Source organism: Methylocystis sp., assembly GCF_021731785.1.
GTDB lineage: Bacteria > Pseudomonadota > Alphaproteobacteria > Rhizobiales > Beijerinckiaceae > Methylocystis.
Map to the genome: position 1 here is coordinate 1 of NZ_JAKFWS010000141.1, position 17642 is coordinate 17642.

The following is a 17642-nucleotide window of genomic DNA, read 5'->3' on the forward strand; positions in this document are numbered from 1 at the left end:
TCCTCAAGGTCGGGGTCCGTCAGCGTCACGCCGTTCACGCATGAATCCAGGATCTGGGTCAACACGCGCGGGATGACGCCGCTGTCCTTTTGGACGATGAACATATGTTTTCTCCCTGGTTCTTTTTTTCCTGACGCGTTCCTCGCACGTCGTTTAGGCGGGCGTTCCTTCGAGAAGAGCCTTGATGTTTTCGATGGTCTGAATCGCGCCATCCTGTAGCGCAGTCCGGATTAGTTTTTGGAACGGGCGCATCGCCAGATCGAGTTGCTGAAGTTCGAAGGTGAAACTGACCCGAGTCGCGCCGTCCCCCTCGCTGGTAAATTCGTAGGCCGATCGAAACGGCTCCGACACGCCTTTGATCTCGAACTTGCTGGTGGGCGCGAATGCCGAGACTTCAAAAGTCGATTCGCTTTCAAGCCCTCTGTCTCTTGTCACCTGCCTCCCTCTTGTCCCGAGATGCACAGGCGGCTCTGAAAGTTCCTCCAGTCCGACTACTTGAGGGCACCACTTGCGATAATTTGCGAAAAAACCCCAGCCTATGTAATCATAAGCCTTCTCTGTAGAGCATTTGACCACGTCGTCCGACTGTCCGGCGACCGGCTTAGCTCCCCCGATTCCGAGCACGTCAAACTCCTTGATTGGCAGTTCATCGACTCTATCTACCCCACGTTATATAACCCGCTAAAGGGTTTTGACCGTCGATCCTAGCCATTCTTCGGAGAGTTACGCCGCGGCGCGAAGTTGACGCTTTGGGAATAGAGAGGTTGAGCGGACGCCATTCGACAACTGGGGACGCTCGCCGGCATTCGAGCCGAACGCGATGCCTCTATCCCTGCCCGGGGCTGCGCCACTTGGGAGTTCAGTAATGAGCACGTCGGGAATCGAAGGCTATCTTTTTGGCGCGGCCGTCATCCTGTTTGCGGTCCTGCTGGTTGTGGAAAAACGCTTTCCATACATGAAGCTGTCCAAGGACGAGCTGAAAAAATCTTTCAAGACAAATACAGGTGCCTTTTTGGTGAACAACATCATCATGAGCGTATTGTCGATCTCGAGCCTAATAATTGTCGCTTCAAATTATTCCCATTATGGCGTTCTCGGAAATATGGATGACGGGCCGCTCAAATGGGTGTTGAGCTTCATCCTATTTGATTTTGCGGTCTACGTTTGGCATCGACTCGGCCACAAATGCGAGTTCCTGTGGCGGTTTCATAAGATTCATCACAGCGACAAGAGTTATCACGTCACCACGGGGCTGCGGTTCCACGTCCTCGACCAGCTTCTAGAGGTCTTCGTGAAATGCTTTTGCGTCATCCTCTTCGGAGTCCCCGCGAGCATCGTTGTGGTTTGCGAAGTGGTTCGGATGTTTTTCGTGCTGTTCCATCACGGGAATTTCACCTTCCCTGGCGAGAAATCGTTGTCTTATGCGATTATCACGCCCTCTCTGCACCGCGCGCACCATTCGACTCTGCGCGACGAGCACGACAGCAACTACGGGATTGTCCTTTCGATCTGGGACATGATTTTTGGCACGAGGAAAGAACTCGTCCCCGCCAACATCGGCTTGGAGTTGATCGAAGCTGAAAATCTCGTTCAGCTCTTTAGCCTCGCCTTCCTGACGGAACGGCGCCTGGCGCAATTGCTGCACCTCGTGCCGCGTCGCAAGAGTGAGTAGCTTCGCACGTCGCCCATAGCGGAATAGTCGAAAACCATTGGATTTTTCACGTTTGGCATGCGCATGTTCGTGCGCCGTTCTGCGTGGTCTCAGACACGCAAAGAATCAAATTTCATTAATTTCAGCTGTTTAATGGTGGGCGGCACAGGGATTGAACCTGTGACCCCTCCCGTGTGAAGGCAGCGTTCGACATAATTTAACCTCCTGTTTTTAAGTGCTTCACGGCCTCATACAAAACCCGTCACCCGGATTTTACCCAATTTTGAGCCTCGGAAGCGCGTCATAAGCGCCGCGCCGGTGCTCCTGATTGCGGTGTGCATAGCGCTCGACCATGCGCAGCGAATGCCAGCCGCCATCGCCCATCAAGCCGATCAGGTCGCGGTTCGCCTCGAAGTGCCAGCTCGCCCAACTATGCCGCAGATCGTGCGGATGCAGGTCCGCGAGCCCGGCGCGCTTCACAGCGCCGGCAAAGGCTTTCTTGATGCGCGCGCCGGCCGAAGTGTCGCCGTCGTCGCTCGGGTCGCGGCGCTCATAAGGCAGGCCGTCCGGACGGCGGAAAACCTCGCCCTGGCGATGCGGCAAGTCGGCGAGCGCGGCGACAACGTCGGCGTTCAAGATCACGCCGCGCGGTTTGCCGTTCTTGGTTTTTGCGAAATTGACGTGCGCCCGCTCCAGGTCGACGTCGCGCCAATCGAGCCAAAGCGCCTCGCCGACGCGCGCGCCGGTCAACAAGAGGAAGACGACCAGCGGGCGCAGATGCGGCGAGCAGGCGTCAATGAGCCGCTGCGCCTCTTCTGGCGTCAAAGCGCGCACCCGTCCTTTGGGCTCATTGCGGCGTTCGAACTTCCGCTTCATGCCAGCGGCTTTCAGCACGGCGCTCATTGGTCCAAAAATCTGACGATTGATTGTCGCTGGCGCGCGGCCCGGCAAGAGGACGCGGGCGGCTTCGTCGAGCGCCTGTTGGTCAATGCGCTCGATCGGCGTCGCGCCGAAATGGTCGAGCAACGGCGCGAGAAAGCGTCGCTCGCCGCCGGCTTCGAGATAGGTCACGACAGCTTCCGCGAAGGACCGTGAAATGCGACGACCGAGCACTCGCCCTTCGAGATGCGCGCGCGTAACTTCCTCGACGCGCTTGTTGCAGAGGATTTGCGCGGCGGCTTGGTCAGCAGTTCCCGCGCTTTCTTCATAGCAGACGCCGAAGAGCGTCCCGCGGATGCGGTAATTTTTGTCGCGGGTGCGTCGGTAGAATTTGAGCATTGTGTTAGCTCCAGAACGCGGCGATAGTCGTTTTCGGTGAAAAAGCGGTCGCGGCCGATTTTGTGGCCGATGCCGTGCTTTCGGGCAAACTCCGCTGTCCAACGCGGGCTCTTGCCAAAGCGCGCCGCGAAGTCGGCCAAGCCGATGGTGTCTCCCGAACGGCGCGCCGGCTTGCTCATCGGCCGCTTGCGCCTTTCTGGCGTCAATTGAAACGACCACATCGGATAAACGCTCATGGCGCGGCAACCTCACAGGTATCGCGCTTGCTCCTGAGCCCGCGCCGTATGCTGGGCGGGTCGCATATGACGCAGCCCTGCACCTGTCCCGTGACCAGCGCGTCGCGGCGTGCGATGCGCTCGTTGCCGCAGTCGCATCGGCAGCGCCAGTGTTGATGCGTGCGCACCTTGTGTGCTGGTCCGACGATGGTCAGCGCGCCGAAGGTCTGCCCCGTCATGTCGATTGTTTTACGCGGCATGGCTCACCACCCCTTCGTTGACCGCACGACGATATTCTTCGCGCGCGGCTGGCCTGCAATTTCGGCTTCAAGCGCACTGATTGCAGCGGCCATTTCGCGGTCGCTTTTGTATTCGATTTTTCGCTCGGCGAATTGGATTGAACGCGCGCCGGTCGCGCGCGCCGTTTTCAACGCGTCAAGCTGCGCCTGTCGTTGTGCGAGCGTCGTCATTTAGCCAGCGTCCGCATGGTCGAGGCGGGTCCACGACCGCCATTCTAACCAGCCGAAGCCGAAGTCGTATCTGATTTTGCTTTGCAACGCGTCGACCTCCCAGCCCCATCTTGACTCGACGTAAGGCCCTGGAGCGCCCTCCAATCCAATTTGCACAAGCCCGTCGAAGCTTGCAGGAACGCAAACCAGATAGGAAGTAGTTGCGCTCGACAAGCGTGGTTCGACGATGACTTCGAGCCTGCCGCTCAACGGATTCACATCGCCGGGCCGCGCGGCGTTGATGGTCGCCAACGCGCGAACGGCGACGCCTTCGAATTCGGCCGGCACCATCCAATAGCGCGGGAACTGGCCTATCATCACGTCGCCTCCGCCCTTGCGCTTCGCCATGCTGGCGCGAGCCAAGAGCAGCGAATCGATGACGCTCTCGATGGTCTCCGTGTTCAGCGCGGCGATGTTGCCGCGCGCCGCAAAGAACGTGGGATTTGTGTCGCGCAGCGTCGGTCCGGCGAGGGTGTTTTGCGTGATGTAGGCGACACGCGTATCGTTCACATAAGCGGCAAGACGACGGCCTTGCGCGTCTGCCGGATTAGGCATACGGCCCTGCGCATTGATGTTGAGCTGGCGCGAGATATCGAAGCGTCCGCCCACCGTGTAAATCCGGTAGGACTCGCCGTCTTCGCTTACATAGCTGTGACGATATTCGCCAAGCTCCGAAAGTTTGTTGATGTCGAGCGTTGTCCAGTCGGTGAGACCTTCCGTGTAAGTGCGGAAATCTGGCACGGTGCGCGTTCCCGCCAAGACAGCGGACGGCGACTGCGCCTGCTCGAATTGTCGCATGGCGACAATCTGGAAAGCCTGTCCGGCGATCAGCGGATAGTCGCTTGTCGCGAGCGCGCGGGTTTTAATTTCCTGGTCGCTCAAACCAGCCACGGACTGTCCGGCATGCCGCAGAAGCCGGCAAAAAAATTCCCGCTCAGACAGGGACGTCAGCTCTCGCGCTGGGCCTCGCGGGTCTTCGCCGGTCATTCTGGCAACAAGACTATCGCGCGCCGCCTCTCGGAAGGTCATCGGGTCGTCGAGGCTGACATGGCCGCGCGTCGTCGAGCGGATGCGGTCGCCGCCGGAGCGTTCGACGACCGCGTCCAAGATGCGCGTGTCGCTCCAGCCGCCATCGATGGCGCGGTCTTCGACGTCGCGTGACAGGCCAAGCGAGCGGCACAGAGAACGCACGCGAGCATTGCGCGTCGCCGTGTCCTGCGCGTCATCATCACGCTCGTCATCGTCTGCGCCATCGTCGGCGGACCTGATACCGGCGCGCTCGTCTGCGGGCTCGCTGACAATCGCCGCATGGATGAATTCCGGCGTGACTGTGCGAGAGCGTCCAGCGCCTTCGCGGACTTGCGCGGCGCGATAGCCGACGCTGAGGCTCGCCACTGTGCCGTCGCTAATCCGCTCGACAAGCCAATCGACCGATGAGTCGCTGGAGATTTGACCGTCACAAAGCAGCTCTTCGCCTTGCACGCGGAGATTCGTCACGCGTCCGATCGCCGAACGGACGTCGGTTCTGTGATCGAGGTTAAGCGGCAAGGACTGAGGAAGGCCCGGCGGGAAATCGAGCGTCTCCATGATTCCGCCGCGCATGCGGATCGGTCGCGAAGTCGCCAGCACCGCGCCGGTGAACGTCCGCGTCGCGCGATCGAACGTGTTCGGGCGCACCGCGATTGCACGCGTGAAAACCTCGCCGGGCGGGCGATTGCGATGATGCAAGGTCATTTGCTTTGCTCCTGGTCTAAAGTGACGGTTGGCGATGGCGTCGGCATTGCCGGCGCGGGTCGCGGGTCTGCGGCGATTTCGGCGTCGACGTCGACCGGGTCGCGGCCTCTCTTGGCGATGATTTCCGCACGTGACGCAAAGCCGGCGGCGACGGCCGCCACATCGGCTTGCGTGTCCTTCGACGGATCGATTGGCTCATACGCCGGCCACAACCAGCGCGGCGGCGGGAGGGTTTCGAGGTCGACGTCGAGCCGGCCGGCGAGCGTTTCGAGCGCGACGAAACGAGCAAAGACGCGGTCGAGAAACTGCGGCTCCAAAATCGTGCGCTGCACTTGCGTCGTGCGCCTTCGAAAGAAACGGTCGCCAAAGCGCGCCGATGAAAAACTGGTCTGACTGAGGTCGGCGGAAACCAGCTCGAACGGCACGCCCATGGCGGCGGCGAGCGAGCGAATCATCGCGCGCTGAAAACTTTCGCCACCCTGTATTTGCGGCGGGTCGATGGCGTTGACCAGCGCGCCATCCGGAAGGACGCGGATGGTCGCCGGCTCCATCGATATCGAGCCGTCGCCAGCCACCTTGCCGAGGTCGACTTGGCCGCTCGGGTCGGTGATAAACGCGCAAAGCAGCGCCGCGACTTTTTGCTGCGCCAGCAACGCATCTTCAAGCGCGTCCAGCTCCAGCGCCCTGGTCAAGACCGGCGCGAGCGGACTAACGCCGCGCACCGCTCCCGGCGATGGCGGGTCGAAGACGTGGCAAACATCGCTAACGGGAATTCTCACGGCGTCCGGCGCGATGCTTGGCGCGAGCGGATGGTCGGTCGACCGCGGCAGAACCCAAATGGCGACGTGGTTCCCGGCGGCGTCTGTCTCGATTCCGGACGTGATGAAAGCGCCGCCGCCGAGGTCTTCGTTGCGCGTCGCGTCGACCTGGTCCGGCGCAATCAGTTGCAGCCGTAGCGCGCCGGTTTCAGGGTCGATTTTGAAAACGATGAAAGCCTCGCCGGTAACGAACACGCATCGCACGGCGCGCGCCAACATGTGTCCGAGAGACGAAACGCCCTCGGCGTCGCACTGCGGCCAAAAGCGACGATTCCACGCCTCGACGATTTTTTGGTTGTCGTGTTGCAGCGTCGGGCCGTCGCCGCAAAAAGCCGTGGTGACGTTGCCGACAATGGCGGCGATGTAAGGACTGTTGGCCGCGAGATAGCCGGCGCGCTGCGCCAACGTCGCCCTCGCGTTCAGACCGCTCCGCAACGGGCTGGTCATGGTCGCCGCGATAGGCCAGCGGCCCGATGTGCCGGCGGCGTCGAAACGGCGCTCGGACACGTCGCCAGCGATCTGGCGAGCGAGCCATCGGCGAACATCACGAGCGGACTGCGCCAGCTTCATTTACGCCTCATGAAAAAATGGCGGCGGACAATGACGGTCGCCCGCCGCCGCGCGCGGCCTGCGAAAGGTGAACAAGCCGCGCGCATCCCGTTTACTGCGGCGTGGCTGGCATGGCGGCGAAAGCGCCGGACGCAATCGCCCGCTCAACGCGGCGTCGCGCGGCGACCAGACGAGCGGCGCGGTCGAACGCTTCGTCGAACGGCGCGAAAAATTCCTCCGAGCGCGGGTCATCCGGCGGCAACAAAAATCTCTGCGAAAGGTCGAAGCCTTTCTTTACCGCATTGGCGCGCACGCGCTCGCAAACGCCGGTGATGTTGGCGACCGTCATGCCGACGATGCGGAAGCCCTCGGCGACCGGATGACCGCGAACCTCGCCAGCAATCTCGCTTGGATTCGGCGACGTGCTGCCGCATGTCAGATGCGCGGTTGCGCCATCGCTAACGCGCACCGTTTCGACGATCGCAAAATACTGGTCGACGTCCGAGTGCTCGGCGTGGGCGACGCATCGGCCCCAGGTCGGAAAGTGGACCCGCACGATTTGCGCGGCCTGCTTCTTTTCGAAAGTTTTTGCCAGTTGGTCGCAAAGCACGACTGCGGCGCAATCGACCTCGGTGTGCGCCAACATCTGATAAGACTCGGCGCTGCCCATCGCGAGCGCCAGCGTTCCGCGTTCCCGCTCGCTCGTCAGCCGTCGCGCAGTCAGACCCGCGCCGGCCAAAAACTCTCCCCATGCGAGTAAGCGCATGTCCCGACTCCTTCGGTTGCCACGACTCGCGATAGAGTGGCGCGTTGCCCCGGCTGGAGTCAAGCCATTGTTTTTTAAGGAGAACCCTTTCAACATGTTGAAACGATTCCGCGAGGTTTTCCCTCGTAATTTACCGGATTCCGGTAAATCAAAATCGCACGCCAAGAGCGCCAGCAACCCAAAGGGCCGGGCGTCGGCGGTCGTCGATAGATGTTCTCGTTTGGAACTTCTATCGCCTCGCCCTATCTCGCCATGCGTCGCGCACTTGCCGCGCCTCGTGGACTTGCTTGCGCGTGAGGCCAATGTCGGCGGTCGTGGCGATAGTGTTCCCATTGGGAACGCTATCCCGAACGCGATCTTGTTGGCCGCTTTTTGCTATTTCCCCGCGTTCCTGCGCCGCGTCGTATTCGTCGGCGAGGCGGCATTGCGCACGCGCTGAAATTGAAAGCGAAAGAGATTTTCGTTGGGGGTGCCGGAAATCAGGCACCCCGACAGGGAAGTCGCGGCGCATGTGGTGCAGAGCCGCTGTCGCAGGGCATTGGCTCGCGCCAGATTCTTGAAGTCGTCGATGGCGCGGCTGCTCGGCGAGGACCCGTAGACAGGCAAATTTGCCTGTCTATCGAGCAGGCCAATAGGGGCGGGGGTGCCCCCTCTTGAAGTAACCTCGTAGCCCGCCTCGCGGCCTCAGCCCTATGTTGGCCGCCCGCCAAGCGTCCTTGTCGTCGCCTAAATCGGGCCGCTCAGCTATGCGGCGATAAGCGGTCGAGCGCGACAATCCGCAAGTTTGCATGAGAAAATCGACAAGCTGGTTCCTCGGCCCGCCCGCGCCTTTCCGCGCGCCGCCCCAACCCTCGGTATCGCCTCTCGGCATTGGACCCCCTTGCTAGAGGACAGATTGGACACGAGTGGAACATTTTCAAGTGTGCATCGGCGAGGCGGCTTAGTGCGTTGAAATTGAAAGCGAAAGAGATTTTCGTTTTTGGTGCGGGATTTCCCGCACCAGAAAGAATTGGCAAGGGCGGTCATGCGCCCGTCATCCATTTCGAGCGATAGACCTGCGGCTGCGCGGCCTTTGGCGGGCTCGCGCTGCGCAATTCGGCCTCGCGGCTGTCCCACTGAATCGCGACGCCGGCCTTGGCGCTGAACGCATAAACGGTGCAGTCCAACGCCTCGGCGTTGCGTCCGGGTATGCGCTCGAAACGGCGTTGCGGCTGGCCCCGACTGTAGCGCAGGACGCGCCGCTCGGACGTCACTTGCTCGAACCAAACCGGCTCCAAACTATCGCTGAATCTTATCGAGCGCCCGCGCGCAAGCTTATCGAAAATTTGCGACTTCAATGAATCGACGCCGACGATGAAAAGCCGCGCCTTGAGCGCCTTAGACTTCGTCGCGACCAGCGCCGGCCGGTTGCCGGATGCGCCCTTGATGGCCATGACGCGCCGTCCGAGCCGCGGCTGGCAAAACGAAAGAACCTTGTCCATGCTCGCGCCGTCGCCAGCGTCAATGCAGGCGGCGTCGACTTTGAGCCAGCCGCCGAACGGATGCTTCCATTTCGTGCGCAGGACTTCGTCGCACTCGAACCAAACATCGTCGCCATCGGGCGAGCCCCACAAGACGATGTGGCCGAGAACGAACGCCACGCCATCGCGCGACCAGCCGACGACCGTCAGTTCGAGGCGGTCCCTCTGAACGTCGCAGCCGATAGTGATGCACAAAACCTCCGCCGGAATTCTATCGAGCCCGAACGGCTCGACGCGCTGTTGCAGCGACAGTTCATTGACTTCGTCGCCGCTCTCGCGCCACGGCTCGGCCAAAACGGTATTGAGGAACGGCCGCAGTAAATCGGTGTCGTCTTTCGCCGCCAAAAATTCGGCGACCAGTTTTGGCCAGCTCGCGTTGGGCAACGGGCTCACCAATGCGTTTATGTGAAAACCCGCATGACCTACCACCTCCGGCCTTGTCGCGCGCCAGCGGCCTTCGCGCAACATTTGCAGCTTGTGCCGTTCGTCTATCAGCGAATTGCAATGCGGGCAGCGATACTTCGCCGTCTCCGGCTGGCCGGACTCCCATTCGATGTTCCGCCATTCGATGAAATTGAAAGCGCCGCAGCTCGGACATGGAACCTCGAAAATGCGCCCGTCGCTCGCCTCATAAGCGCGTATCACGTTGCTTGTTTCGGCGATGAGCGGCGTCGAACCGATGACAATTTTTCTATCGGGAAAAGACAGCGTCCGCTTTTCGGCGAGCATTATCGGCGAGCCCTCGGCAGTCGTCTCGCAAGCGTCGGCTTCGTCGACAAACAAAACGCGGACCGTGTGTCGCCTCAAATTGCGCGGCGCTTTGGCGGCGACGATCTTGAGAGAGCCGCCTGGGAAGCGGCGCGACAGCAGCGTGTTGCGTCCGCCTTCGTCATAATCGGCGCTCAGCAGACTGTGTAGAACCGGCGACTCCGCGAAAATCGGCTCAATCTCGCTCACCACGAAGTCGCGGCAATCGGATTCGACCGGCTGCAATACCAGAACCGGCGATGGCTCATTGACCGCGTAATGGCCAAGCGCCGAAGTGAGCAGGAACGTGAATCCCAATCTCGCGGATTTGACCAGCGTCACGCGCTCGACTGACGGGTCGCCGATGGCGTCGGCAATTCCCTTTTGATAGCTCCAAAGCCTCACGCGGCCCGGCAGCGCGCTCACGCCCTGCGGCAAGACGATGTTCTGCTCAATCCAATCGGAAAGCGGAATCCGAGGCGGCGGGCGCAACGCGGCAAGCGCATCGTGGGTGAGCGAGTCGAGATTCATGCGCGTAGTTTAATCGCAAAACAAAAAGGGCGGTCCTTTCGGACCGCCCCCGATATTCAAGCCGGCCACGCCATGACTGGCCCGACCTGACTCGCCGCCCAGGACTTGCCCGGCTACCCTTGATAAATGTCCGATATGGTGAAAGTGTTGGAGGATTGGGAAACCGCTAGAAGCTGATTGCTCGTTAAAGCCTCGAAGGGGGGTCATGGTGCGAAGCACGAGAAGACTTATTGAGAAGGAAGTTTGGAAAGGAGAACGACAAAAAGTGATTTTTGGACTTCTCGAACCGCTTCCCGGCCATGAACCAAAGGTCGGAAATCTTTTTTTGTGTATTGGAGAAAAAATACCCTTCGAGTGTCTGATGGAAGTGAAAAAACACGTTCAACAGAAAAAAATTGGCGTTGACGGCGTCTACATGGCCCACGATTCATATGGGGTTCCTCGTTATGGAGGCAGAGGACACATATTTCGCCGACTTGCATCACGGAAGAAAGAATACCCAAAAGAGTTGGTCTATTTTTCCTTTTATATCGTGAAAGAAAAAAATCACGAAAAGGAACTGGAAAATGTCATTCTTCGCGCCGCCGGTCCTCAAATGACTATGAATAAGGTGAAGGTGCGAACCGGTACACAGCCCGGAAGTGTACGAGATTATGAACCTGGAACGCATTTCTATGTACGCATCGATAGCCCAAATCCGGCGGCTAAAAGAGGGCGCACTATCTCAAAACGTGTCTCCAGAAAATTAGAAGAGTAAGTTCACCATCATATTCAAACTGGACCACTACCCATCGGCCAAGTCCGCCAATGTGTCGATAATCTCGTCATTGATGACGTCGAAGTCCGCGCGGCTCAGCGACAGACGCGCCCGCAGTCTGCTTGGCAACGCCAGAAAGCGGCCACGCAGCGCCGACAATATGGTTTTCCAGCGCTGCGCCACTTCGGCCGCCGGCACCAACTCACCCCGCGCCTGCGCCGCCTTCAACGCCATCACGTCGGCCTGCTCTTTCGCCAGTCGCGCCCGTTCGTTCGTCAGCGTCGCCGTCGCCTCGCCGCGCGTATTGCTCCGGTTCGCCGCAACGCGCAGTTTCTCGCAATATTTCTGCACGCTCTCCCGCAACAGATACCGCCCGCGCGCCGGAGCCCGAACAACCTCGCCGGCCTCGGCCAAATTGCGGATATTGGACGACGACAGCCCGAGAAATTCGCCCAACTGCGCCGCGTTCACCAGGTTGTCGTCGCAGGCCACTGATTTATCTCACTTATTTTTCTCTCATCGAGTGATACGTCGGGCGGATTTCCCCCCGCGAATCCCCCTTGGGGGAGGACCCGCTGCGATACACACGGGAAACGGGGTCTGTTTGTCCCGTTTCCCGTGCGAGTTACGCGTTCCGTTCTGGGCGCTCTTGGCGGTCGGCACACCATGGCTTGCATGTGTTGTTGACGAAGAATTCCCAAGAGCGCGTTTGGGCGCGGTTGCCGGCGGCCGCGACGCGGGTAGGGACGCGAGCGTCGAGCGCGACAATCTCGTTAGACATCGACCGACCACACTTGGATGCCGCCGGATTCGAACTGTGGGCGGCGCGCTGTCCCAGGAAACAGGGGAGACAGGAAAAAGACGTAGCGATGCTTTTCTATGCGGCCTTGCAGCTTCCCCAAGTCCTTCTGCAATTTGTCGTTGTTGCGCGGCGACACGGCCGCGAATGTTTCTGCGCCGACAAGCCCTTCTACTTCGCTCATAATGTCGAGCGGCAAAGACGCATGCGCGCCCGGAGCAATACGGAAGCCGCCCGCTTCTGGGTGGAGCATGAGTAATTGTTTAGCGGCGGCGATCGCTACGAGGAACGTCCATGTTTGATTGATTTGTTCGACCAGATTTAGCGCGCCGTGACTTATTGGATGAAACCCGACCGGCTCGAATTTCATCTGCCGAAATAGGCCGAGAGGGTCTCCTATCTGGCCGAGAAGCCACTCCTGCGCATAATCCGCCGCCGCTCGAACCTTGTCGGTCAGAGCCTCGGCGTCGGCAACCGAATGCACGGTCAGGTAATTGACTTCCACGCTCATCAAGACTTTCTGCGTATAGGATAAGGGACATTATCATAACGCGCCCTCGACGGCGCAGCTCGGGCGTTATTACCCCCCATCATATCTGCCCGCCAGAGTCATTCCCCTCGTGACGTGAACCCGGTCCGTGAGCGTGACATACGTGACACCCCCTAAAGGGGGTGTGTCACGCTTTGTCACGGTCTCTCTCGGATTCCGGCAGCGTGACAAAGCGTGACATTTTCCCGCCATGTCACGCTTTGTCACGCTTTGTCACGGCAGCCATAGGACTCGCGCTCCGTTCTTCTCAGCGGCGCACAGCCGCTTGGCGTCTAGATTCTTTTGGATTGCCCTGTTGAAGGCTTGCCGCTGCCTCACGGCGAGTTTTTCTGGCGTGTCGCCGTCTTTCGGCCTTTCGGCGATGCGTGCGTAGTAGCGCCGTCGCACGAAATCGTCGGAGATGACTTTGACAAGCGGTCCGTCGGGGAATAGGCGGTGCATTTCGCCGGCTTCGTCGATTGCTTGCGCGACGCATTCCATGAGCAGGCGTTCCGAAGGCGGAACGGATTTAGCCTTGCTGGCGCGCTCGGCTTTCGTCGGCGCATCGGTCCACTCGATGACGGCTGACTTTATCGGCTTCCCGTCTGCGTCTTCGCCGATAGTGACGTCGACAAGCTGAAACCCGAATGTTTGGCCGCCTTCAAGGTCGCGCTGCTTCGTCACTTTGAGCGCGCCGGGCGTCACCTCGATTTCGCTGTCTGTCGCCGCGCGCAGCAAAGAATGCCCGCGAGCGCCGCGGGCGGCGTCCTTGCCGCTGTGATGCACGTATGAGAAATGCGCGTCCGTCTCGGTGCGAATGCGGTCTGCGGCCATCACGACGCGCCCCATGTCGGCGGGGGAATTTTCGTCGCCGCCGGCGAGGGCGCGTGACAGGGTGTCGACGACGATCCAGACGCATTTTTCGCCGGTCTCAGCTTCGGTTTGCCGGACAAGCGCAAGCAGTTCTTTCAGATTGGCGTCGTTTGAGCGCAGGTCGATAGGATGGCGCACAAGTGCGAACAACGGCCTTGGCGCGTTCACGCCGTGCGTTTCGACGTAGCGCTTTTTGAGCGCGGCGAGGCGACGTTGAATCCGTCTCCCGCCTTCCGCAGCGACATAGACGACCAAGCCGCGCTTTGTCGGTTTGCCGTTCCATGGGAGCCCGGTCGATACGCAAAAAGTCGTGTCGAGGGCGAAGAATGTTTTTGCGCTGCCGGGCTCGCCGTAAATGACGCTAAACGCGCCTTCGTCGAGCAGCCCGTCAATCAGTTGGCGACTGTGCGACTCTGCAAGCGCAGCGTCGCATGCGTCGTCAAACCATTCGAACTGCATTTTTCGCGACGGCTGCGCGCGCCGGTCATGGCCGTTGCCTTGCGGCTGCGCGGGCTCGCCTATCGGCGGGATATACGCGCCTTCCGGCTCTTCGAAATAACGTCCACAATTGGCCTCGCGCTCGCGTTTTTCCAGGAAAGCTCGCCAATCCTCTTCCGTCATATAGTCGGGACGCTCAATCATGGTCGCCTCCGCGTTTTAGAGAGAGGCGGTCCAATCGTCCCTTGTTGTAGCCGGCGAAATAAGCGTTGCGGCGCTGCAATGGCCAATTGTGAAAGCCGAGCGGATAACCGCCCTTCTCACGAAGCCCGTCAAATTGCTGCATGAGGCCATCACGTGCGCCCCTGTCAAAGTCCTCTGGCCAGGCTTGCCGCAGGGCGATGCGCTGCTTTTGGGCGCGCTGCGATCTTTCTGGATTGGGCGGCGCAGTTCCGGTCTTCGCCGCCGCCGCTCGTTTCTCGGCGAACCACTGGTCCTGTCTGTGTTCGGGCCAGTCGAAAAAATCCGGCGGCGGGAGGTCGTCCCGGACGCGGCGATAATAGGCCGTTGGATGCGCCTCTCGATACTCGCGCGCGGCTTCGCCAAAGCCTTTCGGCAAGATAGGGTCGCTCATCGCCGCGCCCTCCTGCCGTCGAGGAACACGCGCATAAACCGCGCGGCTTCTTTGGTGAGCGCGACGACGCGCGACATGCGCTCGTGCGCTTCGTCAAAATCGCCCATGTCGAGCGCGACGAAGGCGGCGAGTGCTTCGGCCGGCAGCGGCCCGAGCGCGTCGAGGCAGATTTCGCGGATGATTTCGGGATCGTGGATAGGCGCGGCGGCTTTTTCAGCTATCGAAAAAGCGGCGCTTGCGGACGAGTCGCGCTGGGCATATTGTCCCGGAGCGAAATTTGCCTCGCTGTGCTTTTTCGTGTGAAGCCGCTCCGGGAGCCCATTCCGAGCGGCTTCACTTTTTTGGGGGTCAGGGTCGGGCGGACCAGACGGAGAACGCTCTACCCGGATTTCACCCAGATTTTTGGGTGAGTTAGCGCTCTGTTCGGTTTTGTTCGGTTCCGTTCGGTCGCGAGCGTTCCCCGCAAAGTCCCGGTTTTTGTAGGGATTCTCTGGTGGGCGGCACAGGGATTGAACCTGTGACCCCTCCCGTGTGAAGGGAGTGCTCTCCCGCTGAGCTAGCCGCCCGTCGCCATTGGCGATCGATCCTTCCCCTGTAGGAGAGGCCGGCGCCTTCCGTCAAGATCGCAGATCGATCCCGCCGCGCCGGGGCTCAAGCCAGCGCGCCGCCCCCGCACGGCTCATGGCGGCGTCCAGTCCTTCGCCAGAACTCGGCGCACCATCGGCTCGAAGGTCGAGAGCGGCTCGTTTTGATACTTGGGATCGAAGGAGATTTCGTCATATCTGGCGCAGAACTCGACCGTCTGCTCATAGGCCGGGTCGGATTTGAACTTGTCGCGGGCATTGGGATCGAGGCCAAGATGCGCGGCGTAGAAATAGGTCTGGAACAGGCCGTGCTGCGCCAGCATAAAATAATTGTCGCGGCTGACGAACGGCTTCAGGATCGCGGCGATCACCTCGCCGTGGTTGAAAGGCCCGAGCGTTTCGCAGGCGTCGTGCAGCAGCGCGACGACCACATATTCTTCGTCCTTGCCGTCACGTAGCGCCCGCGTCGCCGATTGCAGACAATGATCGTAGCGCGTGATGTTATAAGCGGTGTCCGCGCCAAGATCGCGCAGCAGTCCGAAGAGCCGGTCCGGCAGTTCGTTGAGCGTGTGCTCGTGAACCTGTTTGAGGATTTGAAAGTCTTCGTCGGTGCCCTGGTCCATCCGGGTGAAATGCATTTTCTCCATAGTGGACGCCTTTCTCCAAACGCGCGCGAGCTGGCTAGAAGGCGACCCGGCGCCCGTATATTACGTCGGCTGGGGCGAAGCTGCGAATAGCGCGGCGTCCAGCGACGCCACCGCGTCCCACAGCTCGTCGAAATGAGAGATGACGCGATCGGGCGAGAACGCCTGAACCGGCGTGTCGGTATAACCGAAATCCACCGCCACCGACGGCGTTCCGGCGGCGCGGGCGGTGTCGATGTCGGTCTTCGAATCCCCGACCATCACCGCGCGGCGCAGATCGCCGTCGGCCGCCTCGATCGTCAGCCAAAGCGTGCGCGGATCTGGCTTGTGCATGGGAAAGCTGCCGCGCCCGCAAATCGCCGCGAAGCGGTCCGCCGCCGCGAGTTTTTCGAGGAGCAGGCGCGCCATGGCCTCGGGCTTGTTGGTGCAGACGGCGAGACGAAACCCCGCCGCCCTGAACCGATCGAGCGCCGCGAGCGCGCCGGGAAAGAGGCGGCTTTCGTCGGCGATATGCGCCTCATAGTGAACGAGAAAGTCGCGCACCAGCGCATCCGTGCGCGCCAGATCGAGCGGCGCGCCTTGGCAGGCGAAGCCGCGCTCGATCAGCGCCCGCGCGCCGGCCCCGACAAGCGGCCGCGCGGCCTCGAGAGCGAGCGGCGTCAGCCCCTCGCGCAACAGCAGGACGTTGAGCGCGCCGATGAGATCATGCGCGGTGTCGGCCAATGTGCCGTCGAGATCGAAAACCAGAACCGGGGGACGGATCGTCATGGCGTCAGGGCGTAGCCGCGCGGCCGCTCCGGATCAAGCGGCGCCGGGCGAATAGCCAAATTTTACCCCCTTCGCGCGCAGGCTCTGCGTGTAAACTGCGCCCACCGATTCGCGACAGGGAGCGCAAACATGCGTGGAACGCGCCAATTCCTTATCTGGCGACGCGCCATTTTCACGGCCGGCGCGCTTATCGTGGCGGGGTTTGGAACGCCGGCGGCGGCGGCCGCCAATTACGAATTTCTTGCCGCGCCGCAGACCGACCTCAATCGCGTGTTTCGCCTGGACCGGTCCAACGGCGAGGTCGGCGCCTGCCAATATGGATTGAAGGAAGGCGCAGCGGTCGGCGTGACGCTGTGCTACCCGCCGGGCGAAGGCGCAAGGGCCGGCGCCTTCAGCGAATATGCGCTGGTCGCTTCGCGTCATACCGGCGAAGGCGGCGTGTTCCGGGTCGATCTGCGCTCGGGCATGATGTCGATCTGTTTCGTCCTCAACGAAACCGCGGTGGTCTGCACGCCCCCGGCGAAATAGGCCGGCGACGCAGCGAAGCGAATGTCCGCATGAGCGCATTTTCCGCCGAGGCCATGAAGCGCGCCGCCGCGCGCGCGGCGCTCGAGTCCGTCACGCATGGCATGCGGCTGGGACTGGGCACCGGATCGACGGCGGCGCATTTCGTCGACCTTCTCGGCGCCCGGGTCAAAGACGGCCTCGACGTCCTGTGCGTGCCGACGTCCGAGCGCACCCGCGCGCAGGCGGAAAGCCTCGGGATAGCGCTGTCGACGCTCGACGAGACGCCGCAACTCGATCTGACGGTCGACGGCGCGGACGAATTCGATTCGAGGCTTCGCCTGATCAAGGGCGGCGGCGGGGCGCTTTTGCGCGAAAAGATCGTCGCCGCGGCGTCGACGCGCATGTTCGTCATCGCCGACGCGACGAAGGAGGCGCATACGCTCGGCGCCTTCCCGCTGCCGGTCGAAATCGATCGGTTCGGCGCGCGCTCCACCATGCTGCATATCGAACGGGCGGCGCGGGGGCTCGGACTTGTCGGACCGCTGACGGTGCGGGAAGCGGCGCCCGGCGGGCGCTTCATCACCGACGGCGGCCATTACATCGTCGACTGCGCGTTCGGCGCCATCGACGATCCCGAAGCCCTGTCCGCCCGGCTGTCGGCGATTCCCGGAGTCGTGGATCACGGATTGTTCATCGGACTCGCCACCGCGATCTTCATCGCCGGCGCCGATGGCGTGCGCATCATCGGCAACATATCGGGCGACAGCATATGAGTTTCGACTATGACCTTA

Annotated in this window: 18 protein-coding genes and 1 tRNA gene; 5 read left to right on the plus strand and 14 right to left on the minus strand. The window is 61.1% G+C overall.

The genetic code is table 11. The features are described from left to right. Window positions 1-153 precede the first annotated feature (153 nt). A complete protein-coding gene (locus QZ964_RS18850) occupies window positions 154-624 on the minus strand; it encodes an SRPBCC family protein (protein WP_292533512.1) in 471 nt (156 codons plus the stop codon). Between the two features lie 241 nt (window positions 625-865). Between QZ964_RS18850 and QZ964_RS18855 the strand changes: the two genes are divergently transcribed. Continuing rightward, complete coding sequence (locus QZ964_RS18855) at window positions 866-1672, plus strand: sterol desaturase family protein (protein ID WP_292533513.1); 807 nt, start codon at window positions 866-868, stop codon at window positions 1670-1672. A gap of 252 nt (window positions 1673-1924) precedes the next feature. Here QZ964_RS18855 and QZ964_RS18860 read toward each other — a convergent pair whose 3' ends face one another. From QZ964_RS18860 to QZ964_RS18880, 5 genes are all read right to left on the minus strand, one after another. Continuing rightward, complete coding sequence (locus QZ964_RS18860) at window positions 1925-2929, minus strand: site-specific integrase (protein WP_292533515.1); 1005 nt, start codon at window positions 2927-2929, stop codon at window positions 1925-1927. A gap of 232 nt (window positions 2930-3161) precedes the next feature. Beyond that, complete coding sequence (locus tag QZ964_RS18865; RefSeq protein ID WP_292533517.1) at window positions 3162-3404, minus strand: hypothetical protein; 243 nt, start codon at window positions 3402-3404, stop codon at window positions 3162-3164. A gap of 210 nt (window positions 3405-3614) precedes the next feature. After that, on the minus strand, window positions 3615-5387 hold the full coding sequence (locus QZ964_RS18870; RefSeq protein WP_292533519.1) for a hypothetical protein: 1773 nt from the start codon (window positions 5385-5387) through the stop codon (window positions 3615-3617). Next, a complete protein-coding gene (locus tag QZ964_RS18875; RefSeq protein WP_292533520.1) occupies window positions 5384-6775 on the minus strand; it encodes a phage portal protein in 1392 nt (463 codons plus the stop codon). The genes QZ964_RS18870 and QZ964_RS18875 overlap by 4 nt, the downstream gene beginning before the upstream one ends. Window positions 6776-6866: 91 nt before the next feature. Next, a complete protein-coding gene (locus tag QZ964_RS18880) occupies window positions 6867-7520 on the minus strand; it encodes a hypothetical protein (RefSeq protein WP_292533522.1) in 654 nt (217 codons plus the stop codon). A 94-nt stretch (window positions 7521-7614) separates the two neighbouring features. On the opposite strand from QZ964_RS18880, the gene QZ964_RS18885 reads away from it, so the two are divergent. Then, window positions 7615-7959 carry a hypothetical protein gene (locus tag QZ964_RS18885; RefSeq protein WP_292533524.1) on the plus strand — a complete coding sequence of 115 codons (345 nt, stop codon included), beginning with the start codon at window positions 7615-7617 and terminating at the stop codon, window positions 7957-7959. Window positions 7960-8542: 583 nt separating this feature from the next. Here QZ964_RS18885 and QZ964_RS18890 read toward each other — a convergent pair. Further along, on the minus strand, window positions 8543-10318 hold the full coding sequence (locus QZ964_RS18890) for a phage terminase large subunit family protein (RefSeq protein WP_292533526.1): 1776 nt from the start codon (window positions 10316-10318) through the stop codon (window positions 8543-8545). 205 nt (window positions 10319-10523) lie between these two features. Between QZ964_RS18890 and QZ964_RS18895 the strand changes: the two genes are divergently transcribed. Next, window positions 10524-11075, plus strand: coding sequence for a hypothetical protein (locus QZ964_RS18895; protein ID WP_292533527.1), 552 nt, complete (start codon window positions 10524-10526; stop codon window positions 11073-11075). 27 nt (window positions 11076-11102) lie between these two features. Here QZ964_RS18895 and QZ964_RS18900 read toward each other — a convergent pair whose 3' ends face one another. The 7 genes from QZ964_RS18900 to QZ964_RS18930 form a co-directional block, all read right to left on the minus strand. Beyond that, window positions 11103-11567, minus strand: a complete 465-nt coding sequence (locus tag QZ964_RS18900) for a hypothetical protein (protein WP_292533528.1) — start codon at window positions 11565-11567, stop codon at window positions 11103-11105. A 281-nt stretch (window positions 11568-11848) separates the two neighbouring features. After that, window positions 11849-12385 (minus strand): hypothetical protein, encoded by a 537-nt coding sequence (locus tag QZ964_RS18905; RefSeq protein WP_292533530.1) that lies wholly within the window; start codon window positions 12383-12385, stop codon window positions 11849-11851. Between the two features lie 252 nt (window positions 12386-12637). Beyond that, entirely contained in the window at window positions 12638-13918 is a 1281-nt protein-coding gene (locus QZ964_RS18910; RefSeq protein WP_292533531.1) for a helicase RepA family protein, read from the minus strand. Beyond that, window positions 13911-14348 (minus strand): hypothetical protein, encoded by a 438-nt coding sequence (locus QZ964_RS18915; RefSeq protein WP_292533533.1) that lies wholly within the window; start codon window positions 14346-14348, stop codon window positions 13911-13913. Before QZ964_RS18915 ends, QZ964_RS18910 begins: the two co-directional genes overlap by 8 nt. Before the next feature lie 491 nt (window positions 14349-14839). Then, window positions 14840-14914 (minus strand) — tRNA-Val (locus tag QZ964_RS18920). 113 nt (window positions 14915-15027) lie between these two features. After that, on the minus strand, window positions 15028-15579 hold the full coding sequence (locus QZ964_RS18925) for a phosphohydrolase (protein ID WP_292533534.1): 552 nt from the start codon (window positions 15577-15579) through the stop codon (window positions 15028-15030). Window positions 15580-15639: 60 nt separating this feature from the next. Then, window positions 15640-16344, minus strand: a complete 705-nt coding sequence (locus tag QZ964_RS18930; RefSeq protein WP_292533535.1) for an HAD-IA family hydrolase — start codon at window positions 16342-16344, stop codon at window positions 15640-15642. Between the two features lie 129 nt (window positions 16345-16473). Here QZ964_RS18930 and QZ964_RS18935 point away from each other — a divergent pair, with 129 nt between their 5' ends. Together QZ964_RS18935 and rpiA are read left to right on the plus strand one after the other, a co-directional pair. Beyond that, window positions 16474-16872 carry a hypothetical protein gene (locus QZ964_RS18935; RefSeq protein WP_292533536.1) on the plus strand — a complete coding sequence of 133 codons (399 nt, stop codon included), beginning with the start codon at window positions 16474-16476 and terminating at the stop codon, window positions 16870-16872. Between the two features lie 29 nt (window positions 16873-16901). After that, window positions 16902-17624 (plus strand): ribose-5-phosphate isomerase RpiA, encoded by a 723-nt coding sequence (gene rpiA / locus QZ964_RS18940; protein WP_292533538.1) that lies wholly within the window; start codon window positions 16902-16904, stop codon window positions 17622-17624. Window positions 17625-17642: the final 18 nt, after the last annotated feature.